Source organism: Granulicella aggregans, from assembly GCF_014203275.1.
Lineage (GTDB): Bacteria > Acidobacteriota > Terriglobia > Terriglobales > Acidobacteriaceae > Edaphobacter.
In genome coordinates, this window is record NZ_JACHIP010000001.1 from 211,325 (window position 1) to 236,001 (window position 24,677).

The window sequence follows — 24,677 nt, forward strand, 5'->3', positions numbered from 1 at the left end:
CATGACTCCCTACCATTCTAATCATCGGAAAGTCCTTGGCTCCCATCACACAAACCGGCCAGCTCAATTGACGACCAAAGTAGTCGCATATAACATCAAGAGGTTGACTCTATGAGCCAAACAGCGTGTCCAGTTGTTCACGCCACGATCGCGTCCGAACCGAGGCTTAGAAATGTTTCAAGCGTTCATCATCACTCTCCGCGAAGGCGTTGAAGCCGCTCTTATCGTCGGCATCATCTTCGCGTACCTCGGTAAAATCGGCCGCACGGAGCTGAAAAAAACCGTCTTCTGGGCGCTCGGCGCCGCTGTTGCAGCGTCTGTCGGAGTCGCGGTCGTCATCGCGCGCACCCAGTTCAACTCGGACATCTTCGAAGGCTGGGTCATGCTCGCCGCCGCCGCCTTTGTTATCAGCATGATCTGGTTCATGCAGAAGACCGCCCGCGGCATGAAGGGCGACATCGAGACGAAGATCGCCAACCTCACCGGCGCGAGCAGTGAAAAGGGCGTCTCGAAGCTCGGCCTCTTCTTCTTCGTCTTCCTCCTCGTCCTGCGCGAGGGCGTAGAGACCGTCCTGATCCTCTCCGCCGTGTCTCTGAATTCCACCGAGATTCTCAGCTTTACCGGGACCCTGCTCGGCATCGCCGTGGCCGTTGTCTTCGGCGTGCTCTTCATCCGCGGCAGCGTCAAGATCAACCTGCAGCGCTTCTTCAAGGTCACCACGGTGATCCTCTACTTCGTCACCTTCCAGCTCATCGTCAGCGGGCTTCACGAACTCTCCGAGAACGGCGTCCTCCCCTCCAGCGCGGCTGAGATGCGTCTCATCGGCCCGATCGTCCGCAACGACCTCTTCTTCTTCGTGACCATGCTCGCGCTGGCCGGCCTGATGGTGCTGATGGAGTACAAGCGCCGCGTCCCCGCAGTCCTGCCCGCTGATGCTTCAGCATCCGACAAGCGCAAGGCCGCCTGGACCGCCCGCCGCGAAAAGCTGTGGATGAACCTCGTCGTCGGCACCAGCTTCCTCTTCATCTTCCTTTCGACCGCCGAGTTCATCTACGCCAAGAGCACCACCGCCCTCAGTCCGACCGCATCCGTCACCCTCGTCGGCAGCCAGGTCACCGTTCCCGTCGCCGACATCAACGACGATAAGCTCCACCGCTACGGCGTCATGGTGGACGACGGCAACGGCGGCAGCCGCGAGATCCGCTTCCTCCTCTTCAAGAAGCCCGACGGCAACCTCGTCTCCGTCGCCGATGCCTGCCAGATCTGCGGCCCGGTCGGCTTCTACATCGGCAGCCAGGGCATCACCTGCAAGATGTGCGCCTCGCCGTTGAACGCCGCGTCGATGGGCCAGCCCGGCGGCTGCAACCCGGTCCCTCTGAAGTCCACCATCGCCGGAGGCCAGGTGACCATCGCCGCCGTCGACCTGAAGGCGCTGACTGACGTGTTCAAGAAGTAATGTTCCTCCGCCTCCTCTACGAGAGCTTTCGCCGCCAGCGCCGCCGCAAGCTGCTGGCCGGAGTCGCCATCCTGCTCGGCACTACGGCGGTGACCGCGATGCTGGCGCTGGCCACGACCATCGGCGACCGGATTCACCAGGAGCTGGCGGTCTACGGGGCAAACATCGTCGTGACGCCGGTTGCGGACTCGCTCGATGTCAAGGTCGGTGGCGTGAATCTGAAGCCTGCCAACGGTGGGGCTTACCTCCACGAGAGTGACCTCATCAAGCTGAGGGGAATTTTCTGGGCAAACAATATCACCGGTGTAAGTCCAGAACTCCGCGTCGACTCCGTCGCGATAGTTGGAAATATGAACTCCGCTCCAATCCCGGTCAAAGAGCGTGGATTATGGTTTGATCATGATCTCGGCGGACTTAGAACAGGCGCTCCACAACTTCATCCTTGGTGGAAGCTAACCGGGCAATGGCCGCAACTTTTCAAGGGAAGTGACACATTTCAGGTCGTGCTCGGTGCGTCCCTGGCTAAACGTCTCAACCTCAAGGTCGGAGATGGCTTCATCCTGAATGGCCCGACACAGCAAGCGGTCGATGGCCATGGCCAAGCGAGCGCGGTTGGTATCGTTTCGACTGGCGACGATACAGACAATGAAGTTCTGGTCCCCCTTCAGATAGCACAAGGTGGATTGGGTGCGGACAATGCCGTCTCCCGAGTAGAAATCTCCGCCCGCACCAAGCCCGAGGACGCCTTCGCCCGCTCCGACCCCGACAAGCTCACCGGCAAGAAACACGACCTCTGGTACTGCAGCCCCTACGCCAACTCCATCGCCTACCAGATCCGCGAGGCCATCCCCGGAGCGAACGCCGAACAGGTTCGCCAGGTCGAGCAGAGCGAAGGCACAGTCCTCTCCCGCATCAGTGGCCTCATGTGGCTGATCAGCGCGGCAGCCCTGCTGGCGGCAGGCTTCGCCGTCTCCGCAGCCATGGCAACCGCCATCCTCGAACGCCGGGCCGAGATCGGCCTCATGCGTTCGCTGGGTGCCAGCCGCTCCGCCATCGCCCTCCTGTTCTACTCCGAGACCGGCCTGCTAGCGGTCTTCGCGGGAGCCTGCGGCTACCTCATCGGCTCCTCACTCGCCGCGTGGCTAGGCGCAAAGATCTTCGCCACTGGCACCGCGACCACCTTCGCCTCGATCCACATCGCAACGGTCCTCAATCCCGTGCTGCTGCCCATCGTCGTCGGCCTCGCTCTCATCGTCGCCATCGCCGGAAGCACCCCTGCTATCCGGCAGGCGTTGCGCATGGACCCCTCATCCATCCTGCGAGCGGACGCATGACGCTCAGCATGAGCACCATCCTCCGCCGGTCGCTGATCCATCGCCGCGCCCGTAGCCTCTCCGCGCTCGTCGCCCTAACCGTGTCGGCGGGAGTTGCCACCGCCCTCCTCACCCTCTACGCTGACCTCGACGCCAAGCTCCACCACGAGTTCCGCAGCTTCGGCGCAAACATCGTCATCACCGCGCCAGCATCCAGTGCTCTGCCGCAAGATGCTCTAGCCAAAGTGCGGCAGGTAGCAGGTAGCGATGCTCTCGTCGCGCCCTTCGCCTACGCCATAGCCACCACCGATCGAGGCACTCCCGTAGTAGTCGCCGGCACCGACTTCGCCGCGGTCAAGAAGCTTGATGCCTCATGGGCGATTGAAAACGGCGCATGGCCCGATCCATCCGACACGCAAGCCGCACTGATAGGCCAGCGCGCCGCCAACTTTATCGCCGACGAGCATGCCGTCAAGCTCACCTTCGCAGGCAAGCCTCTCACTCTTCACGGCACCGGGCGAATCAAGACCGGCGGAGATGAAGACAGCCGCATCTACATACCTCTCCCAGCCTTCACGGCATGGACAGGCACAACTACCAGCGTCATCGAAGTCCAGATCTCCGGCAACGCGCAGAAGATCGACGCCGCCATAACGGGCCTCAAGTCCGCCCTCCCCGGAATGCAGGTTCAGCCCGTCCGCCAGCTCGTCGAAGGTGAGTCGCGCATCGTCGACCGCACCCACACGCTGATGTACGCCGCCGTGCTGCTCATCGCGCTTACCGTCGGGGTCTCGGTGCTGGCGACGCTCTCGGCGAGCGTCCTCGAACGCCGCCGCGACTTTGCTCTTATGAAGGCACTCGGCGGCTCGCAATCGCAGCTCATCAGCCTCTTCCTGCTAGAAGCTGCGCTCCTCGCCTTCGCGGGAGTCATCGCCGGATACATCATCGGCTCCGCGCTTGCATGGGCGATCAGCGAGACAAACTTCGGCACCGCATCGCTGCCGCGCATCGAAGTCCTTCCACTTGTCTTACTCTTGAACATGGCGATCGCGGTGATGGCAGCTCTCTTCCCCGCCCGCGTCCTGCGCGGCCTGCAACCAGCCGCGCTCCTGAAGGGTGAATAAGAACGTGCGAGTGCTCGAAGAGACGTTGTCGACCCCCGGAACCGAATCCGTCATCTCGCTGAACGCAGTGACGCGCGAGTATGCCAGCCACGGCAACGTCGTCCGCGCCCTCGACTCTGCAACCTTCGCCATCAACTCCGGCGAGTGGGTCGCCATCACCGGCCCGTCCGGCTCCGGCAAGAGCACTCTCGTCAACATGCTCGGCTGCCTCGACCGCCCCACCAGCGGCACGCTCAAGATCGACGGCACAGACGTTGCCTCCATGTCCGCGACCGAACTAGACCGTTTCCGGGCCGACAAGATCGGCTTCATCTTCCAGCAGTTCCACCTCATTCCTTATTTGTCGGCGATCGAGAACGTCATGCTCGCGCAGTACTTCCACTCCATGACGGACGAGTCTGAAGCCCGCGTCGCGCTTGAGAAGGTCGGCCTCGGCGCACGCATCTCGCACTTACCCAGCGAGCTCTCCGGCGGCGAACAGCAACGTGTCTGCATTGCCCGCGCGTTGATCAACAATCCCCCGATCCTGCTGGCTGATGAACCGACGGGGAATCTTGACGCCGCCAACCAGAAGATCGTCGCGAACCTTCTCGGCGAACTTCACCGCTACGGCCACACCATCGTGATGGTCACGCATGACCCGGAGATGGCCGCGCTCGCGCAACGCAAGATCGCTCTCAGCCACGGCAAGGTCTTCTGCCACCCCACGTCGTCGTCAAGGATGATCCGCCTGCAGCGCTAACTTGAACCCACCCCACCTCAAAGCCGTCATCTCGACCGAAGCGAGGCGTAGTGGAGAGACCCCCGCATTTCGCCTTTGTCCTAGTTAGAACCCACCCAAAACCTGTGCCCCATTCATCGCGCTCTTGTCTCACGCGATGAGTGGGTCTCGCCACAAACTCAACCCCACTTCAGCTTCGACCGCAGCACATTGAACAGCCCGTTCGGCCGCAGTCTCAGCAGCCTGACGCTGTACTCGGACTTACAACAACTGATGCTGTCCCCGCGATGAATCTCCACCGCCTCCTGACCATCCACTGTCAGGAAGGTCTGGCTCGGCACACCCTCGAGATGCACGCTGATCGTCGACTCTCCCGGCACCACGATCGGACGAATCGTCAACAGATGCGGACAGATCGGTGTCACCATCATGGCATCGACACTCGGCATCACGATCGGTCCCGCCGCCGCAAGGTTATAAGCAGTAGAACCAGTCGGTGTAGAGACGATCACGCCGTCCGCGCGGAACGAAGCCACAAACTGATTATCCAGCGCGACGATAAAGTTCGCCATGCGGGCGATCGCGCCCTTCGCCACGACCGCGTCGTTCAACGCGTCCCACTTCTGGTAGAGCTGGCCGTTGCGGAAGAGTTCAATGCGCATCATGCTGCGCAGCTCAATCCCCGCGCAGTTCTCGCACCATGCTTCGAGCGTTGTATAAAGCTCGGCGAGCGGAATCTCGGTTAGAAAACCCAGCGACCCAAGGTTCACGCTGAGAATCGGAACCGTCGTTTTGGCGAACGCGCGCGCTGCGGAGAGCAGCGTTCCATCGCCCCCCAGCACGATCACGAGATCGGGATTCTGCTCCGGCATCTCTTCGCGATCAATCGGGTCCGAGGCATCGATGTAGTGCGCGCTGTCCGGGTCAACGATGGAGTTGTACCCACGGCGGGCGAGCCACGCGATCAGATCAGGAAGGATCGTCCTGAGCTCAGGCTTCTGCGGTTTTGAGATGATAGCGGCCAGGTGCATCTGCATTAGTGTAACGGCTTTCAGTCCCTCTGCACGTCAACCTCGGTGCCCGTGAACAACACATGAAGCAGATATTCATGATTGCCCTCCATCCCGCGTATCGGCGAATCGATCACCTCAAGCCCGGTTCCTCCCAGCGACTCCGCGCACTCCCACACTCGCTCGATCGCATACTTTCGCGCGTCGGGATCGCGCACGATCCCTCCCTTGCCTACGTTCTCGCGCCCCGCTTCAAACTGCGGCTTCACCAGCACGACCACCTCTCCTCGCCAGCGCTCGCCAGGCAGTGCGAGGGCCCCAAGCACAGCAGGCAGCACCAGAGTCGCCGAGATGAACGAGACGTCCATCGCAAGAAACACGGGAGTATCGGCAGCGTCCTCACGCACCAACTCGCCTTCATTCAACAGCCTTGCATTCGTCCGCTCGCGTAGCGTTACGCGCTCATCATTCCGGAACTTCTCGGCGATCTGTCCATAGCCGGTATCCACCGCCAACACACTGCGGGCTCCAGCTTGCAGCATGCAGTCCGTAAAGCCTCCCGTTGAGGCTCCCACATCGATGCAGGCGAGCCCCGTGACATCAATCTTCCAGTGCTCCAGGGCCTTCTCGAGCTTCAACCCACCCCGGCTCACGTACTTCAAATCGTCGCCCAGCATACGGATGGTAACGTCGGCGGCAACCGACGTTCCGGGCTTATCGATGCGCTGCTCATTGACCAGCACGCGTCCAGCGATGATCATCGCCTGCGCCCGTTCCCGCGACACCACATGGCCGCTCTCTACCAGCAGCTTGTCGAGCCGCATCTTGTTCGCTGTATCACGAATACCCTTATCTCCTCTAAACCGCGCTCTGTGAGCGCTTGGATAAGGCTACACTGCCGCACTTTCTATAACGCCTTCCAACGATTGCAGTTATCATGGTCTGGTTGCTGACACACACGTGACCTTTGCGTCATCTCTTCGATAACCGAAGTTGCAGACGTTGCACGTCTTTGCAGATTTCAAGGCAATCCGATCCTTTTGTGGGTGCGTTCCTATGTACAGAGACACGGGTTTGTTGAACATCCCTCCACCGTCGATGCAGGAGGACGCTCATCTCCTCTCACTCGTTCAGCGGGGTGATGAACGAGCCATGGCTTCGTTGTACGACCGATATTCGAAGGTCGTCTACTCCGTCGCGCTCCGGGTGCTGCGCGACCCGGCTGCGGCAGAAGATGTATTACAGGAAATTTTTATGCAGGTCTGGCGAAATCCCGATAGCTTCATCGCGACAAGAGGTAGCCTTGGTGGCTGGCTTGCAGTCGTCTCGCGGAACCGCTCGATCGATGCTTTGCGCAGAAGGCGGCCCACAGAGAACGTCGAAGACGTGGCTCTTGCCTCGCCCTGCGACCTCGGCAACGAGGCCGAGCGGAACGTCATGATGGAGAAAGCCCGGCTCGTCATCCACAAATTGCCCGCGGAACAACGCAAGACCCTGGAGATGGCCTTCTTCGATGGCCTGACTCACTCCGAGATTGCAGAGATGACTGGCGACCCCCTGGGTACCGTGAAAACTCGCATCCGCAGCGCGCTCCTCACGCTGAGAAAGGCCTTCCAGTCATGAGCGTAGACAATCAGAACGTAAACAATCATGTCGAACACGATGATCTCGCGCTCTACGCGATGCACTTCCTGACTGAGCAGGAGGCCGAAGCCATCGAGTCCCATCTGGAAGTCTGTGCCGGTTGTACCGACGCCATCGCCCTGCTTCGTGGAGACCTCGCCGCTCTTGCCGTCACTGCGGAGATGGTCGCCCCCCCTCCACCGGCCCGCCAGAGACTCATGACCCAGGTCGCCCGCGAGAAGAAGATCATCCCCTTCGACCGGCCTGTGCACCAGGATCTCGGCAGCCCTCTCGTAGACCACATCTCCATGGACGGCGAGGTCGCTGCTCAGCATACCTCCGCCGCGCGAGTGCTTCCGTGGGTTAGTTGGATCGGATGGGCAGTTGCTGCGGGAGTTACGATCCTGGCAACCGATCTCTATCGTGATCGAGACCAGTTGCGCGCCGCCGTCGCTCAGCAGGCTTCTGAGATGGCATCTCTATCAGCGTCCTCAGAGAAAGAACGCGCCATCATGGGCGCTCTTACCGATCCGGACGCGATGCGCGTCACCCTCGTGAGGACACCCACGAAGACGACGCCCGTAGGTCGGGCCTCCTATGTGGCAGGCAAGGGCGCGCTGCTCTTCACTGCGAGCAACCTCGACCCTCTTGAACCGTTGAAGACCTACGAACTCTGGATCATCCCAGCAGACGGAAGCAGCCCCGTCCCTGCGGGCACCTTCGTCCCCGACGCGCATGGTGATGCCACCGTCATCATGCCGGAGATCCCGAAGGGCATCATCGCCAAGGCCTTCGGAATCACCATCGAGGACCAGGGCGGCTCGCTGAAGCCAACGCCACCTATCGTCCTGCAGGGCGAATAACTAAGCCAGTCAGGTTCAAACAAAGAAGGCCATCCGCGAGGATGGCCTTCTTCTGCTTCTAACTCAAAACGTAAAACTTACTGCGCCGTCATTCTCACCTGGATACCATATCCCTGCAGTGAGATCGTCGTATCCACCTGGTTCGTATCCGTACGAATCACGGTCATGAACTTGGAGGTCGTTGACGTCACGTAGACCTTGCCCGTCGGTGTCCCCGTCGTCACTGCCAGGAAGGTCGGGTTCGGGGTTGCAGGAACCGGGATCGTCGCCGACACCGTGTTCGTCTTCAGATTGATCACCGAGACCGTGCTGTCCCCTTGGTTGATGACATAGGCCTGGGTGCCGTCCTGCAGCACGCCCACCATCAGAGGATTCTTGCCTACCTGGACGTTCGCTACCAGCTTGCCGAAGCCCGTAGCATCGATCGGATTATTTACGTTGCAATTCGGATTGCCGGTCGGCGATAGCGCCGAGCACAGCGGGATGCTGAAGATACTCACGCTTCCGTTATCGGAACCCGTTCCCTCGTTCGCAACGACCAACTCCGACAGCGTCGGCGCAAAGTCCGCCCAGATCGGAGCAACGGCGTTTGGATCCTGGATGATTCCGTTGGTCACGCCCGTGTCCAGCTGATTGTTCTGAGCGTCGATCACGGAGACGTTGTTTGAACCCTGGTTCATGACAAAGGCGCGTCGCGCATCCGCAGTCATTACGCCGTAAACCGGATTCACGCCGGTCGGCAACGAGGTAGTGATCGTATTCCCAGCGGTCTCAATCGCCGATGCCGTCCCTGAAGAGCCGGTCGTCGCGCTCGGACTGAGCGCGTAGATCCGCGGTGCCGAAGCCACGCCCGCAATATAAACCGGGGTTGGGCCGACTGGCGCAAGCTCCTGCTGTAGCGTCAAAGGACTGCCCGAAAGCTCAGCCACAGAGCTACGCCCAGGCTGAGTGATATAGGTATATGTTCCTTGAGGGAAGATGCTCGCCGGAAGCGGCTTGTCTGCGGGTGTCGCCAGCAGAGTCGTCTGCAAGACGGCGCTCGACAGAAGACTCGTCGAGATCCCGAAGGAGTTCACTGTTCCATCCTGGTTCAGCGTCAGACCGGTTGATCCGCTCGCCCCGAGGATCAGGTAATAGGGCTTAACGCCGATGTTTGCCGTGATCAGCACGGTGTCGCCGGAGAAGTCGACAAACGTCACCAGCCCGGGCAGCGTACCGTTCACGTCACCCAGGTTCGGATCGGAGATAGCCACCGCGTACTTCGTCGGCTGGCCTGCCGGTCCCACCGGATTGATCGCCGTAATGACCGGACGATAGTTATTTCCGCATCCTGCAACAGCCAATAAACTCATGGCAAGTGCCGCTACTGCCGTGCGACGACCATAACGCGTGGCTGCTGGCCGCGAACTCTGCGACACCTGGTTCCCTGCCGACATCTGATTCCCTGCTAATTGCAAAAGTGCTCCCACGGTACCGCTGGTGTTGGCTATGCTCAAGTCACGATTGTAAATCACTGAACAGGACTGCCGTGGCATGAAGCGTGAAATGACCGACCGACCCATCGTTGGCACCGAACCCGTTGTCCCACCGGGAGGTCTGAAGCTTGTCCCTGCCTCGCGCGACCGCAAGCAGAGCGACCTGCTCACCGGTGCCGTCGGCATCCTGTTGATCCTCAAGCTGGCAGTCGAATCGTGGCGTCTGCACGCCGCCGGGCCGTTCCACAAATCCTTCTACGCCGCCTGCGTCTTCAGCGTCGTCTTCGCCCTCTTCGTCTGGCTCATCCGCTCCGCCACCGCACCCGCCGCCGCTATGGGCGGTGTCATCTGCATGAACCTGCTTTTGCGGCAGGCGGATGGCTTCGACGCTCAAAACTCCGCAATCTTCTCTTTGATCGCGCTATTCATCCTCACCTTTGCCGCAACCCGCTTCGGCAGGTCGCGCAAAGAATCACTCGGCGTCGCGGAACTTCGAAGCGGCAGACGGGCCTCCCAGGTTATCGCCAATCTTGGTGCGGCTGGCTTGCTCGCTGCGACAGGTCGTCACGGAACTCCTATCTCGACCTTCGGCCTCGCCGCCTGCGTAGCGGCTTTGGCCGAGGCCACCGCCGATACCGTCTCCTCCGAGGTCGGTCAGGCGCTCGCCAGCACTCGTCTAGGGGCGACGATCCTCATCACATCAGGTCGCCCGGTCCCGCCAGGAACCGATGGAGGAGTCAGTGTCGCTGGGACTCTAGCCGGGATGCTCGGCGCTATGCTCGTCATCATGGCAAGCCCCTTCGCCTACACGTACGGCCCCGCGCTCTGCATCTTCGCGGGAGCCGTCGGCGGCCTGATCTTCGATAGCATCCTTGGAGCGACCGTCGAGCGCAAGGGCTGGCTCAATAACGATCTCGTCAACTTCGCGTCGACTGTCTTTGCGGCCATAGTCGCCTGGACCGCTCACGTCCTGCTCTATCCGATCCTCTCAACAAGGCTCTAGGGCCGGAATCCGCGAAGTTAGAGTTCGTCCTTATTCTCCAGCCACCGGTGCATCCAGCTCGCGTGGAGATTCAACCGCATCGACGTGTAGCTCAACATCTCGTGTACGTAGCGTCGAAGCATCTCGAAATCACTCACATGCCCCACGCTCGGACGAGGAGACGTATACACATTCAGCCCTGCGGACCTGCACAACTCCCGAATGCGGAACAGGTGCGTGCCATCCGACACCACCACGATCTTCTCCAACCCATCCGCCTGCGCAATCGCCGCCAGCCGTTGCACTTGCTGCTCCGTGTCGACCGACCGCGTCTCCGCGACGATCTTGTCGTACGGAACACCGTTCGCCAGCAGATAGTCCCTGCCGACTCCACCCTCGGTCGTGCCGGAGTCCTTATCCCCGCCACCGCCCAGCGTGATCACCAGCGGAGCAATCTGCCGCTTATAGAGCGCTACCGCATGATCCAGCCGCGCATGGAGCACCGGCGAAGGATGCCCCGAATACTCCGCCGCCCCAAACACAGCGATCGCGTCCGCTGCCTGCGCATGGTCCTCGCGAGCCACCATGTCGATCTGCAGATACACCCAGCCAAACCAGCCAAGCGCCACCAGCAAAACAACGCCAATCACTCTCCGCAGAAAATTCCCGGAGGCGCGGCTTCGAGTTGAACGGATGGGAGAAGTCATTCAGGTAAGCCTTGAGTATAAGTTCAGAGCTCTTGACCAGCTACGCCTCTAATGCTGCAGCGCCAGAGCAATCTCGTGGGTTGCAATGGCTCCCTCGCGCACGATCATCCACGAGTTCCCGCCGCCCGAAAGATCCACAATCGTCGTCGGGACGGCCCGCGCCGTTGGGCCTCCATCCACAATCAACGGAATCTGGTCGCCCAGTTGGTCCCGCACGCAGTTCGCATAGGTACACTCCGGGAAGCCGCTCAGGTTCGCGGAGGTCGCCGTAATCGGCAGCCCTAGCTTGGCTACCACCGCCCGCGAGATCGCCGCCTCCGGCACACGCAACGCCACGTTGCCCGTATTCGCGGTCACCCGCAGCGGCAGTTTGCCGCCGGCCTTGACAATAATCGTCAGCGGCCCCGGCCAGAACTTCTCAGCGAGCCGGTCGAACGCCGAGTCAAAGCCTCGCGCCAGCTCATAGGCCTGCGCCACCTCGGAGATGAGCAGGGAAAGCGGCTTGTGGCGAGCACGCGTCTTGATCTCGTAGATTCGATCGACCGCGCGTAGATTGACCGGATCGACCGCAAGCCCATAGAACGTATCCGTCGGCAGCGCGACGACATGGCCCATGTTCAGGCTATCCACAACCGTCTTGATGAGCGCCGGTTCAGGCTCGTCGGGATGAATCCGCAAAATTTCAGCCGTCAATCGCTACTCCTTGTTGGGCGTCAAGCCAGAACCTTAGCATATCGCCCTTGGCACTGATCGGCCACGGCCTCGTCCTGCGTGCTCCGAATCTGAGACCATAACAACATGAAGCTTGCCATCCCCGACTACCCTTTCAAGGCGTATCTCTTCGACTGCGACGGCACCATCGTCGACTCCATGCCCCTCCACTTCGTCGCCTGGGGCAAAGCCCTTCGCGAGTGGGAGTGCGCCTTCGCCGAAGAGCAGTTCTACGCCTGGGGCGGTCGCCCCGTCGACGAGATCATTCGCGCGCTCAACGAAGTAAACAACCTCCACATGCCCGTCGATGAAGTCCTGCGGCGCAAGGAAGCGCTCTTCGTCGAGATGCTCCCGCAGCTACAGGGGATACCGGAAGTTCTCGAACATATCGAGCACAGCTACGGCAAGATTCCCTTTGCCGTCGTCTCCGGCGGACCGCGCCGCTCCGTAGAAGCCTCGCTCAACACCCTCGGCATCCGCGACCGCTTCGATCTTCTGGTCTGCGCCGGCGAGTACACCAAAGGCAAGCCCGACCCCGAGCCATTCCTCAAAGCCGCCAACCTCCTTGGCATCGCCCCCGAAGACTGCCTCGTCTTCGAAGATGCCGACCCCGGCATCGCCTCCGCCGAAGCCGCCGGAATGCAGTGGGTCAAGATCGACTCCCCCACAGTCCGCGCCGCACGATAGCCACCCAAATCCGGGTGCCCCATCCATCGCGCCGGTGCTTCACGCGATGGGTCGGGGTTCGGGCAAAGCACGAACTACTTTCCGACACATAAAATCCCTCAATGCATATTCGCAACGCCAAGCAAGAAGACATCCCGCACATCGTCCGCCTCGAACACCGCCACGAGTTCCACACCTTCATCGGCACCTGGCCCGAAGCCAAACACGCTAAAACCTTCGCCGACGAAGACTCCGCCTACCTCGTAGTCGAAGACGACGAGCAGGAAGTAGTCGGTTACGCCATCCTCCTCGGCGTCGCATCCACCGACCAATCCATCGAACTCAAGCGCGTCGTCATCTCCGCCCCCGGCCAGGGCCACGGCAAGCAGCTCCTTCACTTCATCGCGAACCGCGTCTTCAACGAGTACAAAGCCCACCGCCTCTTCCTCGATGTCTATGAGACCAACCCGCGCGCGAAACACGTCTACGCCACCTTCGGCTTTGCTGTCGACGGCGTCCTCCGCGAAGCAGCCTTCCGCGACGGCCACTTCTACTCCATGACGCTCATGTCCATCCTCGACCGCGAGTACCACGCCCGCCACTCAACAGGCGCGTAAACTTGGGAGATGGCCTTCTCCGAAAGCGCGAGCGCAGTCATTACCAGCCGCTCCAACGCCCGCATCAAACAACTCCGCGCCGCCTTCGCCGGGCAGGCACGCCTCTCGGGCGGCCTCGTCGCCATCGAGGGCGATAACCTCCTCAACGAAGCCCTGCGCAGCGGCATGGTACTCAAGACCATCTTCATCAGCGAGCGCCGCGAACTCCCCAGATCAGTTCCGAAGAGCGTAGAAGTCCTCTGGCTGGCCAACGACATCTTCGCCAGCGTCGTTGAAACCCAGTCCCCGCAGGGCATCGCCGCCCTCCTCGTCCCGCCCGTGCACAAACTCGATGCCGTCCTCGAAAAAACTCCCCTCATTGTCGTCGCCGCAGGCTTACAAGACCCCGGCAACCTCGGCACCCTCATCCGCTCCGCCGAAGCCTTCGGCGCAACCGGCATCCTCTCCACTCCCGGCACCGTCAGCGCATGGAACCAGAAGGCCCTGCGCGCCTCCGCCGGCAGCGTCTTCCGGACACCCGTCGTCGCAGCCACGCTCGAAGACCTTTCCTCGCTCAAGTCCCAAGGCATCCAGATAGCCGCTGCCGTCGCCGAAGATGCTTACAAAGTCATCCCAGCCCACAAAGCCGATCTATCGCAACCAACGGCGATCCTCATCGGCAACGAAGGCTCCGGCCTCTCCGATGAACTCCTCGCACTGGCGGACATCTTCGTCACGATTCCCTGCCCCGGTCGCGTAGAGAGCCTCAACGCCGCCATCGCTGCCTCGCTGCTCCTCTATGAAGCAGCGCAGCAACGCGCCGCATCATCGAAGACCAAAGCATGAGCCTCTTCGACACATCGCCAATCGCAGCAGCCGCCAACCCGCGCACCACGCCGCTCGCCGAGCGCATGCGCCCCCGCACCCTCGAAGAGTACGTCGGCCAGGATCACCTGCTTGGTCCAGGTAAGCCGCTGCGTCTTGCGATAGAACACGACGATCCCACCTCCATGATCTTCTGGGGCCCTCCCGGCACCGGCAAGACAACTCTCGCCAAGATCATCGCCCACCGCACCCAGGCCAGCTTTATCGAGTTCTCCGCCGTCCTCTCCGGCATCAAGGAGATCAAGCAGGTCATGGTCGACGCCGAACGCGCCTCCCATATGGGCTCCCGCACTATCCTCTTTGTTGACGAGATCCATCGCTTCAACAAGGCGCAGCAGGACGCCTTCCTCCCCTATGTCGAACGCGGCACCATCCGCCTCATCGGCGCAACGACTGAAAATCCCTCCTTCGAGATCAACGCCGCGCTGCTCTCCCGCTGCCGCGTCTACACCCTCCAAGGCCTCTCTGAATCGCAGGTTATCGGCCTCCTCACACGCGCCCTCGCCGACACCGAACGCGGCCTCGGAGCGTCCGGCATAACCACGGATGAAGAAGCCCTCGCCACCATCGCCGCCTACACCAGCGGCGACGCCCGCAATGCTCTCAACGCTCTCGACGTAGCAGCTAAATTAGCCGAAGGTCGTGGCGAAACCACGCTCACCAAGGCCCTCGTCTCCGAGGCCATGCAGCGCCGCGTCCTGCTCTACGACAAAAAAGGCGAGCAGCACTACGACATCATCTCCGCCCTGCACAAGAGCGTCCGCAACTCCGACCCCGACGCCGCCCTCTACTGGCTGGGCCGCATGCTCGAGGCAGGCGAAGACCCGATGTATTGCGCCCGCCGCGTCGTTCGCATGGCCGTCGAAGACATTGGTCTCGCTGCACCCGAGGCGTTAAATCTCTGCCTCTCCGCGCGCGACGCGATGCACTTCCTCGGCGCTCCCGAGGGCAATCTTGCCCTCGCCCAAGCTGTCGTCTATCTCGCGCTAGCGCCAAAATCGAACGCCGTCTACACCGCCTACGCCGCAGTTCAGTCCGACATCGAAAAGACCGCCGCCGAGCCCGTCCCGCTGCATCTCCGCAACGCGCCGACCAAGCTGATGAAGTCCCTCGACTACGGCAAGAATTACCAATACGCGCACGACGTAGAAGGCCGCGTAGCCGACATGCAGTGCCTGCCACCGAGCCTCGCCAACCGCCGCTACTACCACCCCACCAACGAAGGCCGCGAGCGCGCCCTCGCCCAGCGCATGGAAGAGATAGCCCGCATTAAATCCGCCAAACGTGAGTAGCTCCGCTTGTACCCCCAAAAATCCCGTCATCTCGACCGGAGTCGCGCAGTCTCATCGCGCGGCGAAGTGGAGAGACCCCCGCATTTGTTCTTCTCTCTCTACGGATGCTTCCCCTGTTTCGCCGCCTGCTTCTCCGCTTCCTCGATAGCCTTCCTGAACTCCACCACAGCAGGAACATCGTGCGAATGCAACCCCTCTCTCCTGACCCAGCGCCACCCAGCATTACCATCCAGCGGATGATCCACATTGCCCGCATAAACAATGAAGGAGTCGTCCGTCTTCCCAACCTCAAGCTGTGGAGCGGACCCTCTAGTACCATTGGCCGGTCCGTCCCCAGCACCTCCCATGCCTCCCGGCTGTTGCCCCTGCTGCCCCCCGATGCCGATCCCATCCTGCGTCGGAGTAATCACACCGGGACGACTGTTCTGCCGTGGTGCCGGCACCGTCTCACTGACCGCCTTCTCGTTACCCTTCCGCAGCACGATCACCAGGTCAGCCTGTTCCGGCCCAAGTACCGTTGTAAAGCGACCCCAATTCGCAAGTGCCGTCTCGACATCCTTCCGAGCCGTTTCATTGGCTTGCGGATTATCCAGGGACATACCCGCGTCAGGGTCAATCACCACGGCCACTGTGTGCGCCTGCAGTACGTAAGTCGGCACAATCGGCTTACTGGTCCTGGCCCCCGCCAACGGGGCTATCGCTATCGGAATCATGGCGCAGGTGAAAGCAAGCACCGTACCTTTGAGAATCTTCGCGCTCTTCATCGCATCTCCTTTACACGTCGTCTGCACGGGCCTGCTTGCAGCTTCCAGCGTCCGGAAGCGGCTGCTGGTTCGACGTATGTGCGACCCACGCAGGCGTGGTAGGTTGAAGATAATTTTCTTTATGAGGTTTCGCTATGGCGTATCCGCCCCTGATCCCGTATCTCGTCGTCTCCGACGCCGCCGCAGCCATCGACTTCTACAAGACCGCATTTGACGCCATCGAGTTGACCCGCCACACCGCAGGCCCCATGCAGCAGATCTCGCACGCCCACCTGCTCGTGAACGGCGGCAGCATCATGCTCTCTGACGACTTTTCCGGCATGATGGGCGGCCAGTCCATGGTGCCCGAAGCCCTCGGAGGCTCGCCCATCACCCTGCATCTTGTATTGGAAAATGTCGACGCCTTCTGGGAGCGCGCCGTAGCCGCCGGCGCTCTCATCAAGATGGAGCTTGCCGATCAGTTCTGGGGAGATCGCTACGGCCAGCTCGTCGACCCCTACGGCCACATCTGGTCACTGGGCCAGACCAAGGCCCAGCTCAGCGACGAGCAGATCAAGATCGCCTCGGACGCTTACTTCGAAGGCCGCGCCTAGCTCGAAATGCTCGGGTGCCCCATCCATGCGGCGTCCGGGGTCCCCGGCGAACGTTTTTGTTCGCTGGGGTGGCAGAGCATGGGTGGGACGTAAACCGCTCACACTAGCGTTTTCTCGATCAAGCAGACCTACTTCGCCGCGTCCCGCTTGATCGCGTCCAACACGAGGCCCTTTTCAAGTAACTCCGGCAGCACATCCGGCGCCGCGTCCTTCGCACTCGGATAGATCACGTAGGTCGGCACGCCGCTGCGCCCCAGCGAAGCCAGTTCCTTCGTGATCTCCGGATCGTACTTCGTCCAGTCAGCCCTTAGCAGTACAACATTCCTGTCGCTCAACTGCTTCTGAACATCTGCAGCATGGAGCACCAGCTTCTCATTCACCTGGCAGCTCAAACACCAGGCGGCCGTGAAGTCGATAAATACCGGCTTGCCATCCTTGCGCGCCGCATCCAGAGCCCCCTGCGAGTAAGGAGCCCATACCAGATTCGTATCCTTCGGCTGATACAGCGGCACAGCCAGAGCGAGCGCAATCAGCGCCACTGCCGCAGCAAAACTGCCCCACTTAGCCGGCCACTTGCCCAGCACCCATCCTGCAACCGCCAGCACCAGGAAGCATCCCAGCAGCAACGACAGCTTATAGACTCCCTCGCTCGGACTGGCCGCTCCACCCGAATTGAGGCTGCCGTACACATAAGCGAGCCAGATAGCCGTCGCGAACAGCGGCACTGCGGTCAACTGCTTCAGCACCTCCATCCAGGCACCGGGCCGAGGCAGAATCTTCGTCCATGCCGGCTGGAAGCTCAACAGCAGATACGGCGTAGCTAGCCCCAGCGCCAGCGCCGTGAAGATCGCAAACGTGATCCATGCAGGCTGCACCAGAGCGAACCCAATCGCGGCTCCCATCAGCGGAGCCGTGCAAGGAGTCGCTACTACCGTCGCCAATACGCCGGTGAAGAAGCTTCCCGTATAACCCTGTTTCTGAGCAAGCTCTCCGCCAACGCTCGTCAGCGACAAGCCAATGTCGAACATTCCCGCCAGCGACAGCGCGAAGAAGAAGATAAACGAGGCCAGAACCACGATGAACGCCGGCGACTGCAACTGGAATCCCCACCCTGCCTGGCTCCCGCCCGCGCGCAAGATGAGCAGCACGCCCACAATCGCCCAGAACGACACTAGGATCCCCAGCGTGTAGACCAGCCCGTGACTACGAAGCGCCTTCCGTTCCTCGCCCGACGACTGCACCAGCGCCAGCCCCTTAAGGAACAGCACCGGAAAGACGCACGGCATCAGGTTCAGAATGATGCCACCGATAAACGCCAGCCCAATCGCCCCCAGCGTCGTCACGCCCGAAGCCGCAGCCTGCTTCACCGGCGCAGCTTCCACCACACCCGGCACCACCGCAGCCGTAAACTCATACGACTCCGTATCCGACATCTTCAGCAGCCCGTGCAGTTCCTTCGGCAGCTTCTCTTTCTCATCCGCCCGCACCACCCGCATCTGGAATCCATCGGGTGTTGCCGTCACAACCTGGTCCGCCGCATTGGCGACCTGCTCCTCGTCGATTGGATAAAACTCCACATCATCCAGATGGAGGTTTGTAATCGACGAGCTCTTCAGCGTGATCGCGAGCTGCTTCTTCCCGCCCGTCACGGTCACCTGCGCATCGGCAGGCAGAGGCTTAGGAAGCAGGCTCAAAGCTTCACCCAGTGCACCCGCAGGAGCAATGGGTGCCCCCGCAGGTCCAACCGTCAAACTCAACCCAAGATGCGCCTTTCCCGGAATGCACACCTGCGCGCACACGATCCAGTCGGTCAGCGCATCGACATGCACAGGGCCCTGTTTCATCTTTGGCGAGGCAGTAAACGTAAACGGATACGCGACCGTATCTTCATAGCCGTAGTTCATCAGCGGCCCAAGTGGCAGCCGGCTCGGAGCAGGAAACATCAGCGGCCCAACGGTCAACCCCGCAGGCAAAGTCCACTTGATATGCGGCGGCTCACCCGCATCTCCTGGATTCAGCCAATAAACGTGCCAGTGCTGCTCCATCGTCAGCACCAGGCCGGCCTGCAGCGTGCTGCCCGGAGCGATCGTCTGCCCGAGCGTCACCAGCTCAGCCGTCAGGTGCTGCGCCTTCACCGGACCAGGGCCGCCATCGCCAATCGCAGTAAGTTGAGCCTGCGCCGACACGGCAATCGCACACATCGCGACGAACAAGATGGAGAGATAGCGACGAATCTTCATGAACCTCGATTGTAGGCTGAATCTTGAAATCCAGAGAGACTAGGCCAGCCCCGCACGCCGATGCTCGACCATGATGCAGCGGTCCATCACGACATGCATGCCGTTGGCCTCAGCCTTCAGAGCAGCTTCCTCGTTTATGATCCCCAACTGCACCCAAAGGTTACAAAAACCTAGTTGCGCCATCTCCTCCACGATTCGGGGAATCACCGCCGCGCCACGAAAGACATTTACCAGGTCCGGCTTCTCCGGCAACTCGCTCAGGGACGCATAACTCCTTTCGCCCAGGACCGTGTCCGCAGCAGGATTCACCGGAATGATCCTGTACCCATGCCGCTGCATGTACTCCGACACGAAGTGGCTTGGCTTCTCCGAATCTGCCGAGAGGCCCACGACGGCAATCGTCTTGGCATTCAGGAAATCACGAATTGTCTCCGGCTCGTTCATTTCCAGATCCCCAGCAGCCGTCTCAGCACCACCAACTCCCCAAGATGATACGCATTGTGGTCTGCGATCAGCATCGCCTCGCGCAGCAGGTTCTGCCCATCGCCCCATCGAAACGGCTTATACAAATCCACTCCCGGCTTCTGCAACAGCGCCTCAAACGCTTTCTGGTCCGAACGAATCGCCGCCAGTGTCTGGTCCCACGATCCCGGATACGGTGGCTCCGCAGACTCCGGCCAGTACGCCTTCGGCCACTCCATGGGCTGGTACCCGCCCGTAGGCGGCGCGCAGAACTCCAGTATGTCCCGCTGCGTAATCCGCAGATGCTCCACCAACTGCCACGCCGAGTAAGGTAGCTTCTCCGGCACGACCCCGCGAAGCTCCACGGGAAAGTCCTTCACTGCCTTCTCAAAGTCCGCATGCGCCTGCTTCCCTTCAAGCAGAGCGAGCAGCTCCTTTACGACTTCCGCACTCTGGTTATCAACCGCCATCTTCCGTTCGCCTCCAGACTCTAGTGACGTTTGGATGCAGGACGTAGTCGCCGCGAACGCAAAATCCTTCAACTCACCGGCTTGCGAGCCAACACAACAGCGAGCGGAGGAAATGTAGCCCACACATTTCCCCGCTTCTTCACCACTTCGAATCCGGCCTCGCGAAGGTATCGCGCATACTCGGACGTCAGCTTATAGTCCGAGATCAGCGCCTGGCCGCCCGGCTTCAGCACCCGCACAATCTCCGCCAGAGCCTGCTGCCGTGTCGCCTTGTCGTAGATATTGTGCAGGCAAAGGTTCGACACAATCACATCGAACGAGGCGTCGGTAAATGGCATCTCCTGCGCGCCTCCGCTTATCAACGAGCACCGATCCGACACTGCCTCGAGCTCGATGTTTTTCTGTGTCGCGGCCATCGCGTTGCCGCCCATGTCCACCGTCGACCAGATATCGATGCCCGTAGCGTGGCCGCCCGCGCCCAGCCGCTTCGCTGATCCAATCAGCAGAAGTCCGCGCCCGCAGCCCACATCCAGCACCTGCTCATCGCCGCGCCACGCATGAAACCTGAGAATGTAATCGCGGTGGTGCATCTTCCCCACCTTTACATACAGCAGGTAGAGAAACCCCTCCAGCACCAGCGCCACGCCTGTCCACAGAAACATGCCGTGCAGATAGAGAATCACGTTGCCGATATGGATCGGCCCATGAATCAATCCAGCGGCGAACAGGCACGCAGAGCCGAACAGAAACAGGTTGCGCAGCACCGTCGGCGCATCCACGCCATAGTCAGGTTTCGTCATCACTCCTCCACCCGGTCATACCGGCATGGAAGGAGTATCCGCCAAGCGTCCCTGCAATCAAAGGGGCATCTGTCACCCATGCGAGTGACAGATGTCACACCTACAGATCGTCGCCGTCTGCCCCTGCAGCCGGGAAGTTCCCCTCGCGCCGCATCCGCAGATAGCCGCGGATGAATGGCTCAAGATACCCATCCAGCACGCGATCGACATCGCCCACTTCAACCCGCGTCCGCAGGTCCTTCGCCATCCGGTAGGGCTGCAGCACATAGCTCCGAATCTGCGATCCAAACCCGATATCCAGCTTCGAGTCCTCGAGCTTCTTCGTGATCGCCTTCTTCTTATCCAGCTCGTACTCGTACAGCCGCGATCGCAGCATCTTCATCGCGCGCTCTTTGTTCTTGTGCTGCGACCGTTCATTCTGGCAGCCCGCCACCAGCCCCGTCGGAATATGCGTAATTCGTACCGCGGAATCGGTCGTATTCACATGCTGTCCGCCCTTGCCGCCCGAGCGATACGTATCGATCCGCAAGTCTTCAACCTTGATGTCGATCACAATCGTGTCATCGATCTCCGGCGACACGAAGACCGACGCAAAGCTCGTATGCCGCCGCTTCGCCGAGTCAAAAGGAGAGATCCTTACCAGCCGATGCACGCCCGTCTCGCCCGAGAGCAGCCCAAACGCGAACTCCCCCGTGATCGTGAACGTCGCCGACTTGATGCCTGCCTCGTCGCCATCCTGAATCTCGTTCAGCTCCGCCTTGAAGCCTTCGCGCTCCGCCCAGCGGATATACATCCGCATCAGCATCTCGGCCCAGTCCTGGCTCTCCGTCCCACCCGCGCCCGGATGCACGACGACGATCGCATTTAGCGGATCGGTCTCCCCCGAAAGCATCGTCTTCGATTCCAGCTTCTCGGCGAACTCCACCAGCGCGGGAATCTCGCGTTCAAGATCGGGCTCAGTGTTCTCACCTTCTTTCGCCAGCTCGAAGTACGCTTCGATGTCGTCAGTTCGCCGAGCCAGATCGGCATCATCGGCCAGCAGAGTCTCCAGCCGCTTCCGCTCCCGCATCAACGGCTGCGAACGCGAAGCATCCGCCCAGACACTCGGGTCGGCGGTCTTCTCTTCAATGGTGGCTAGTTCACGTCGTAGGCGGGGAGCGTCAAAGATACTCCCGCAGGTCACGAACCTTGTCGCGCACTGGGGAGTAAGAGTATTCGAGATCGCTAATCATCTCTCTAGTTTACGGCAAACTCACCGAATACTTCCTGACTCATCCCCGCCTGCTGCCGCACGCAGCCTATCCCTTTAAAAACGCCAATAGGTCCGCATTGATTGTCTCCGCATGCGTGGTCGGCATTCCGTGAGGAAAGTCCTTGTATGTGATCAGCCGTCCGTTCTTCAACAACGCAGCCGCCTTCGGACCCGCCGCCACATACGGCACGATCTGGTCGTCTTCACTGTGCATCACCAGAACCGGCACCGTGATCTTCTTCAGGTCCTCAGTAAAGTCGGTCTGAGAGAAGGCCACAATGCCGTCGTAGTGCGCCTTTGCGCCACCCATCATGCCCTGCCGCCACCAGTTCTCGATCACCGCCTCCGACGACTTCACGCCGAGACGGTTGTAACCGTAAAACGGTCCAGACGGCAGGTCGCGATAGAACTGTGAGCGTCCCGCCGCAAGCTGCGCCTGCAAACCGTCGAACACATCCTTGGGCAGCCCCTCGGGGTTCGCCTCCGTCTTCACCATCAGCGGCGTTACCGCGCTGATTAGCGCAGCCTTGCTCACCCGGCTCTCCCCATGCCGGCCCAGGTAGCGCGTTACCTCGCCTCCGCCCGTGGAGTGCCCCACATGAATCGCATCCTTCAAGTCGAGATGTTCGGTAAGCGCGGCCAGGTCATCCGCGTAATGGTCGAGATCGTGACCATCCGCAACCTGCGACGAACGGCCATGCCCACGGCGGTCATGCGCGATCACCCGATACCCATGCTGCAGGAAGAACAACATCTGCGTGTCCCAGTCGTCGGACGACAACGGCCATCCATGGCTAAACACGATAGGCTGGCCCGTTCCCCAGTCCTTGTAGAAGATTTCGACGCCGTCTTTCGTCGTAATAGTGGGCATGAGTGCTCCTTGGAAGAATGTCGAAAGCGAAATTAGTAGACCACATTCACCATCACCACCGAGCGAGCACAGCGTGACTGCCCTTACCGTATCTCGCGCCTGTCCGTTGCCACGCACCCCATGCAAGTCCGGCCAGCGTCACCAGCAGACATCCATACGCAAAGAGGTCCCCATACCGCGTATAAAACGTCACATCGTCCTCATATCCAAACGCCGTATGCAGGCTCGTCCTCACATGCCGTGGCGCAGCCGCCACCACACGGCCCGCTGGATCGATCGCCGCCGTCACTCCGGTATTCGTCGACCGCAAAATCCACCGGTGATTCTCGATCGCCCGCATCCGCACCATGTTCAGGTGTTGCCACGCCGCGCCCGTGTCTCCATACCAGCCGTCGTCGGAGATATTGACCAGCACCTGCGCACCGTTCTTCACAAACTGCCGTATCTCATCGCCAAAGATCGACTCATAGCAGACGAACGCCGCATACGTGTGTCCGCCAACCTGGTAGACAGTTCGCTCCGTCCCCCGGTCCATATCGCCTGCTCCGGCCGTCAACTTATGAGCAAATCCCAGCAGACTCTTGAACGGAATATATTCGCCAAACGGCACCAGGTGGATCTTGTCGTACCGCGATATACCCGCATCGTTCGGTCGAAAGAACGCCGCCGAGTCATACAGAAAATATTGCCGCCCCTCCGCCGGATCAGGATTCGGCGCAAGTCCCAGGCTGCCAATAATCAGCAGCGACTTGCTCCCATCTGCCAACTGGTGCATCGCACCCAGAAACTGTGGGTCGGTCGTATAAAAATCCGAGGGAGCTTCCGGCCATACGATCAGATCCGTCTTAGGCGTCCACGTCTGCGTCTGGTCTTCCGCTTCGGGAACCTGCTGTGCATCCTTGCCTCCGCGATGCAGCATCACCACCTCGGGGGTTCCGGCCATCTCCGGAACTCCCGCGAGAAACGTCGGTGAAGGATGCGTGCTGAAGTGCGTAAACGAATCAAGCTTCTCCGCCTGCGACTCCGGCGGTCCCTTGCGTTCCGCTCCCACCGAAAGATTCTCCTGCACCAGCGTCGCCGTTCCTGTCGGCGGACTTACCTTCACCTCCGGCAGCGCATGGATCGTGATCACATAGCCCACAAACACCATCAAGGCCGCAGCGGCCAACGCGGGCCTTACGAACCGCGCACTCTTTACCTTCACCCGCACCAGCCAGAGCGCATTCACCAGCGCCACCACAAACGAAAGACCATAAGCTCCCGTTAACGGAGCGAGCCTCGAAAGCAGCGGACTATCCACCTGCGTCATCCCCAGCAGGTCCCATGGAAACGACGTAATCCTGGCCCGCGCCAGCTCAACCGCGACCCATGCAAACGGCACCAGTAGCAGCACCGCGTTCCGCCCGAACCCTGCACGTCGCAACCCTCCCACTACCGCGCCAAACAGCGCGTGATAGAGCCCGAGGTACAGCGCAAACAGAACCAATATCCCCAGCGCCACCGGCTTCGGCAGGCCACCGTATAGATACATCGTCTGATAGATCCAGTAGCAATTCCCCGCATACCAGATGACTCCACTCAGGTAGCCGATCAGCGCGCCCTGCCATGGTGAAAACCGCTCACCCCGGCGGTCATCACCGAGCAACGCAAAAAGCAAAGGCAGAATCGCCACCCAGGCAAACGTAGTACGCCAAAGTGGGATTGGCCCCGCTATTGGGAATGGCAGAATCTGTAATAGTCCCGACAGGGCCGCAAGGGCCCACACCCGCGCAGGAATGGATCGCATCGAGTACTAACTTAT

At 60.8% G+C, this 24,677-nt stretch carries 25 protein-coding genes; 12 read left to right on the forward strand and 13 right to left on the reverse strand.

What is annotated here, in order from left to right; translation table 11 throughout:
* Positions 1–172: 172 nt before the first annotated feature.
* From HDF16_RS00915 to HDF16_RS00930, 4 genes are read left to right on the forward strand one after another with little or no spacing between them, the layout of a single operon-like run.
* Positions 173–1,456, forward strand: coding sequence for a Fe-S-containing protein (locus HDF16_RS00915; protein WP_184213251.1), 1,284 nt, complete (start codon positions 173–175; stop codon positions 1,454–1,456).
* Positions 1,456–2,790 carry an ABC transporter permease gene (locus HDF16_RS00920; RefSeq protein WP_184213253.1) on the forward strand — a complete coding sequence of 445 codons (1,335 nt, stop codon included), beginning with the start codon at positions 1,456–1,458 and terminating at the stop codon, positions 2,788–2,790. Before HDF16_RS00915 ends, HDF16_RS00920 begins: the two co-directional genes overlap by 1 nt.
* Positions 2,787–3,893, forward strand: a complete 1,107-nt coding sequence (locus tag HDF16_RS00925; protein ID WP_246408548.1) for an ABC transporter permease — start codon at positions 2,787–2,789, stop codon at positions 3,891–3,893. Before HDF16_RS00920 ends, HDF16_RS00925 begins: the two co-directional genes overlap by 4 nt.
* Positions 3,886–4,635, forward strand: coding sequence for an ABC transporter ATP-binding protein (locus HDF16_RS00930; RefSeq protein WP_348641200.1), 750 nt, complete (start codon positions 3,886–3,888; stop codon positions 4,633–4,635). Before HDF16_RS00925 ends, HDF16_RS00930 begins: the two co-directional genes overlap by 8 nt.
* A gap of 158 nt (positions 4,636–4,793) precedes the next feature.
* On the opposite strand, the gene HDF16_RS00935 is transcribed toward HDF16_RS00930, so the two are convergent.
* Together HDF16_RS00935 and HDF16_RS00940 are read right to left on the reverse strand one after the other, a co-directional pair.
* Complete coding sequence (locus tag HDF16_RS00935; RefSeq protein ID WP_184213255.1) at positions 4,794–5,645, reverse strand: NAD(+)/NADH kinase; 852 nt, start codon at positions 5,643–5,645, stop codon at positions 4,794–4,796.
* A gap of 20 nt (positions 5,646–5,665) precedes the next feature.
* The gene (locus HDF16_RS00940) at positions 5,666–6,448 is read right to left on the reverse strand and encodes a TlyA family RNA methyltransferase (protein WP_184213257.1); all 783 of its coding nucleotides are present in this window, start codon (positions 6,446–6,448) and stop codon (positions 5,666–5,668) included.
* Between the two features lie 253 nt (positions 6,449–6,701).
* On the opposite strand from HDF16_RS00940, the gene HDF16_RS00945 reads away from it, so the two are divergent.
* Together HDF16_RS00945 and HDF16_RS00950 are read left to right on the forward strand one after the other, a co-directional pair.
* Complete coding sequence (locus HDF16_RS00945; protein ID WP_348641201.1) at positions 6,702–7,247, forward strand: RNA polymerase sigma factor; 546 nt, start codon at positions 6,702–6,704, stop codon at positions 7,245–7,247.
* A complete protein-coding gene (locus HDF16_RS00950; RefSeq protein WP_184213261.1) occupies positions 7,244–8,110 on the forward strand; it encodes an anti-sigma factor in 867 nt (288 codons plus the stop codon). Before HDF16_RS00945 ends, HDF16_RS00950 begins: the two co-directional genes overlap by 4 nt.
* A 77-nt stretch (positions 8,111–8,187) precedes the next feature.
* On the opposite strand, the gene HDF16_RS00955 is transcribed toward HDF16_RS00950, so the two are convergent.
* Positions 8,188–9,546, reverse strand: coding sequence for a YncE family protein (locus HDF16_RS00955; RefSeq protein ID WP_184214102.1), 1,359 nt, complete (start codon positions 9,544–9,546; stop codon positions 8,188–8,190).
* Positions 9,547–9,655: 109 nt separating this feature from the next.
* Here HDF16_RS00955 and HDF16_RS00960 point away from each other — a divergent pair, with 109 nt between their 5' ends.
* Positions 9,656–10,588, forward strand: a complete 933-nt coding sequence (locus tag HDF16_RS00960) for a DUF92 domain-containing protein (RefSeq protein WP_184213263.1) — start codon at positions 9,656–9,658, stop codon at positions 10,586–10,588.
* A gap of 17 nt (positions 10,589–10,605) precedes the next feature.
* Here HDF16_RS00960 and HDF16_RS00965 read toward each other — a convergent pair whose 3' ends face one another.
* Positions 10,606–11,274: a YdcF family protein gene (locus HDF16_RS00965; RefSeq protein WP_184213265.1), complete on the reverse strand. Its 669-nt coding sequence runs from the start codon at positions 11,272–11,274 to the stop codon at positions 10,606–10,608.
* A gap of 48 nt (positions 11,275–11,322) precedes the next feature.
* Positions 11,323–11,967: an L-threonylcarbamoyladenylate synthase gene (locus HDF16_RS00970; RefSeq protein ID WP_184213267.1), complete on the reverse strand. Its 645-nt coding sequence runs from the start codon at positions 11,965–11,967 to the stop codon at positions 11,323–11,325.
* Between the two features lie 105 nt (positions 11,968–12,072).
* On the opposite strand from HDF16_RS00970, the gene HDF16_RS00975 reads away from it, so the two are divergent.
* From HDF16_RS00975 to HDF16_RS00990, 4 genes are all read left to right on the forward strand, one after another.
* On the forward strand, positions 12,073–12,672 hold the full coding sequence (locus tag HDF16_RS00975; RefSeq protein ID WP_184213269.1) for an HAD family hydrolase: 600 nt from the start codon (positions 12,073–12,075) through the stop codon (positions 12,670–12,672).
* 101 nt (positions 12,673–12,773) lie between these two features.
* Entirely contained in the window at positions 12,774–13,268 is a 495-nt protein-coding gene (locus HDF16_RS00980; protein WP_184213271.1) for a GNAT family N-acetyltransferase, read from the forward strand.
* A gap of 9 nt (positions 13,269–13,277) precedes the next feature.
* A complete protein-coding gene (locus HDF16_RS00985) occupies positions 13,278–14,093 on the forward strand; it encodes a TrmH family RNA methyltransferase (RefSeq protein ID WP_184213273.1) in 816 nt (271 codons plus the stop codon).
* Positions 14,090–15,424 carry a replication-associated recombination protein A gene (locus HDF16_RS00990; protein WP_184213275.1) on the forward strand — a complete coding sequence of 445 codons (1,335 nt, stop codon included), beginning with the start codon at positions 14,090–14,092 and terminating at the stop codon, positions 15,422–15,424. Before HDF16_RS00985 ends, HDF16_RS00990 begins: the two co-directional genes overlap by 4 nt.
* A gap of 98 nt (positions 15,425–15,522) precedes the next feature.
* On the opposite strand, the gene HDF16_RS00995 is transcribed toward HDF16_RS00990, so the two are convergent.
* Positions 15,523–16,188, reverse strand: coding sequence for a hypothetical protein (locus tag HDF16_RS00995; protein ID WP_246408550.1), 666 nt, complete (start codon positions 16,186–16,188; stop codon positions 15,523–15,525).
* A gap of 134 nt (positions 16,189–16,322) precedes the next feature.
* Here HDF16_RS00995 and HDF16_RS01000 point away from each other — a divergent pair, with 134 nt between their 5' ends.
* Positions 16,323–16,781, forward strand: a complete 459-nt coding sequence (locus HDF16_RS01000) for a VOC family protein (protein ID WP_184213277.1) — start codon at positions 16,323–16,325, stop codon at positions 16,779–16,781.
* Positions 16,782–16,909: 128 nt separating this feature from the next.
* On the opposite strand, the gene HDF16_RS01005 is transcribed toward HDF16_RS01000, so the two are convergent.
* The 7 genes from HDF16_RS01005 to lnt form a co-directional block, all read right to left on the reverse strand.
* The gene (locus HDF16_RS01005; RefSeq protein ID WP_184213279.1) at positions 16,910–19,021 is read right to left on the reverse strand and encodes a protein-disulfide reductase DsbD family protein; all 2,112 of its coding nucleotides are present in this window, start codon (positions 19,019–19,021) and stop codon (positions 16,910–16,912) included.
* A 39-nt stretch (positions 19,022–19,060) separates the two neighbouring features.
* Positions 19,061–19,465 carry a CoA-binding protein gene (locus HDF16_RS01010; RefSeq protein ID WP_184213281.1) on the reverse strand — a complete coding sequence of 135 codons (405 nt, stop codon included), beginning with the start codon at positions 19,463–19,465 and terminating at the stop codon, positions 19,061–19,063.
* Positions 19,462–19,953 (reverse strand): DinB family protein, encoded by a 492-nt coding sequence (locus HDF16_RS01015; protein ID WP_184213283.1) that lies wholly within the window; start codon positions 19,951–19,953, stop codon positions 19,462–19,464. The genes HDF16_RS01010 and HDF16_RS01015 overlap by 4 nt, the downstream gene beginning before the upstream one ends.
* Before the next feature lie 68 nt (positions 19,954–20,021).
* Complete coding sequence (locus HDF16_RS01020; protein ID WP_184213285.1) at positions 20,022–20,753, reverse strand: class I SAM-dependent methyltransferase; 732 nt, start codon at positions 20,751–20,753, stop codon at positions 20,022–20,024.
* 100 nt (positions 20,754–20,853) lie between these two features.
* Positions 20,854–21,985 (reverse strand): peptide chain release factor 2 gene (prfB, locus tag HDF16_RS01025; RefSeq protein ID WP_184213287.1). Its coding sequence is split into 2 segments (ribosomal slippage): positions 20,854–21,915 and positions 21,917–21,985, totalling 1,131 coding nucleotides; the frame shifts between segments, so codons are not numbered across the junction.
* A gap of 66 nt (positions 21,986–22,051) precedes the next feature.
* Positions 22,052–22,876 (reverse strand): alpha/beta fold hydrolase, encoded by an 825-nt coding sequence (locus tag HDF16_RS01030; protein WP_184213289.1) that lies wholly within the window; start codon positions 22,874–22,876, stop codon positions 22,052–22,054.
* Between the two features lie 52 nt (positions 22,877–22,928).
* Positions 22,929–24,662, reverse strand: a complete 1,734-nt coding sequence (gene lnt / locus HDF16_RS01035) for an apolipoprotein N-acyltransferase (protein ID WP_184213291.1) — start codon at positions 24,660–24,662, stop codon at positions 22,929–22,931.
* Between the last annotated feature and the right edge of the window lie 15 nt (positions 24,663–24,677).

Bases quoted from the DNA above. Each gene is read 5' to 3' on its own strand.
- HDF16_RS01030 (WP_184213289.1), bottom strand. From the start codon at position 22,876: ATGCCCACTATTACGACGAAAGACGGCGTCGAAATCTTCTACAAGGAC.
- HDF16_RS00955 (WP_184214102.1), bottom strand. From the start codon at position 9,546: ATGTCGGCAGGGAACCAGGTGTCGCAGAGTTCGCGGCCAGCAGCCACG.
- HDF16_RS00950 (WP_184213261.1), top strand. From the start codon at position 7,244: ATGAGCGTAGACAATCAGAACGTAAACAATCATGTCGAACACGATGAT.
- HDF16_RS00990 (WP_184213275.1), top strand. From the start codon at position 14,090: ATGAGCCTCTTCGACACATCGCCAATCGCAGCAGCCGCCAACCCGCGC.
- HDF16_RS01005 (WP_184213279.1), bottom strand. From the start codon at position 19,021: ATGAAGATTCGTCGCTATCTCTCCATCTTGTTCGTCGCGATGTGTGCG.
- HDF16_RS00925 (WP_246408548.1), top strand. From the start codon at position 2,787: ATGACGCTCAGCATGAGCACCATCCTCCGCCGGTCGCTGATCCATCGC.
- HDF16_RS01010 (WP_184213281.1), bottom strand. From the start codon at position 19,465: ATGAACGAGCCGGAGACAATTCGTGATTTCCTGAATGCCAAGACGATT.
- HDF16_RS00980 (WP_184213271.1), top strand. From the start codon at position 12,774: ATGCATATTCGCAACGCCAAGCAAGAAGACATCCCGCACATCGTCCGC.
- HDF16_RS00975 (WP_184213269.1), top strand. From the start codon at position 12,073: ATGAAGCTTGCCATCCCCGACTACCCTTTCAAGGCGTATCTCTTCGAC.
- HDF16_RS00920 (WP_184213253.1), top strand. From the start codon at position 1,456: ATGTTCCTCCGCCTCCTCTACGAGAGCTTTCGCCGCCAGCGCCGCCGC.
- HDF16_RS00985 (WP_184213273.1), top strand. From the start codon at position 13,278: ATGGCCTTCTCCGAAAGCGCGAGCGCAGTCATTACCAGCCGCTCCAAC.
- HDF16_RS00995 (WP_246408550.1), bottom strand. From the start codon at position 16,188: ATGAAGAGCGCGAAGATTCTCAAAGGTACGGTGCTTGCTTTCACCTGC.
- HDF16_RS01000 (WP_184213277.1), top strand. From the start codon at position 16,323: ATGGCGTATCCGCCCCTGATCCCGTATCTCGTCGTCTCCGACGCCGCC.
- HDF16_RS00915 (WP_184213251.1), top strand. From the start codon at position 173: ATGTTTCAAGCGTTCATCATCACTCTCCGCGAAGGCGTTGAAGCCGCT.
- HDF16_RS00960 (WP_184213263.1), top strand. From the start codon at position 9,656: ATGACCGACCGACCCATCGTTGGCACCGAACCCGTTGTCCCACCGGGA.
- HDF16_RS00940 (WP_184213257.1), bottom strand. From the start codon at position 6,448: ATGCGGCTCGACAAGCTGCTGGTAGAGAGCGGCCATGTGGTGTCGCGG.
- lnt (WP_184213291.1), bottom strand. From the start codon at position 24,662: ATGCGATCCATTCCTGCGCGGGTGTGGGCCCTTGCGGCCCTGTCGGGA.
- HDF16_RS01015 (WP_184213283.1), bottom strand. From the start codon at position 19,953: ATGGCGGTTGATAACCAGAGTGCGGAAGTCGTAAAGGAGCTGCTCGCT.
- HDF16_RS00935 (WP_184213255.1), bottom strand. From the start codon at position 5,645: ATGCACCTGGCCGCTATCATCTCAAAACCGCAGAAGCCTGAGCTCAGG.
- HDF16_RS00965 (WP_184213265.1), bottom strand. From the start codon at position 11,274: ATGACTTCTCCCATCCGTTCAACTCGAAGCCGCGCCTCCGGGAATTTT.
- HDF16_RS01020 (WP_184213285.1), bottom strand. From the start codon at position 20,753: ATGACGAAACCTGACTATGGCGTGGATGCGCCGACGGTGCTGCGCAAC.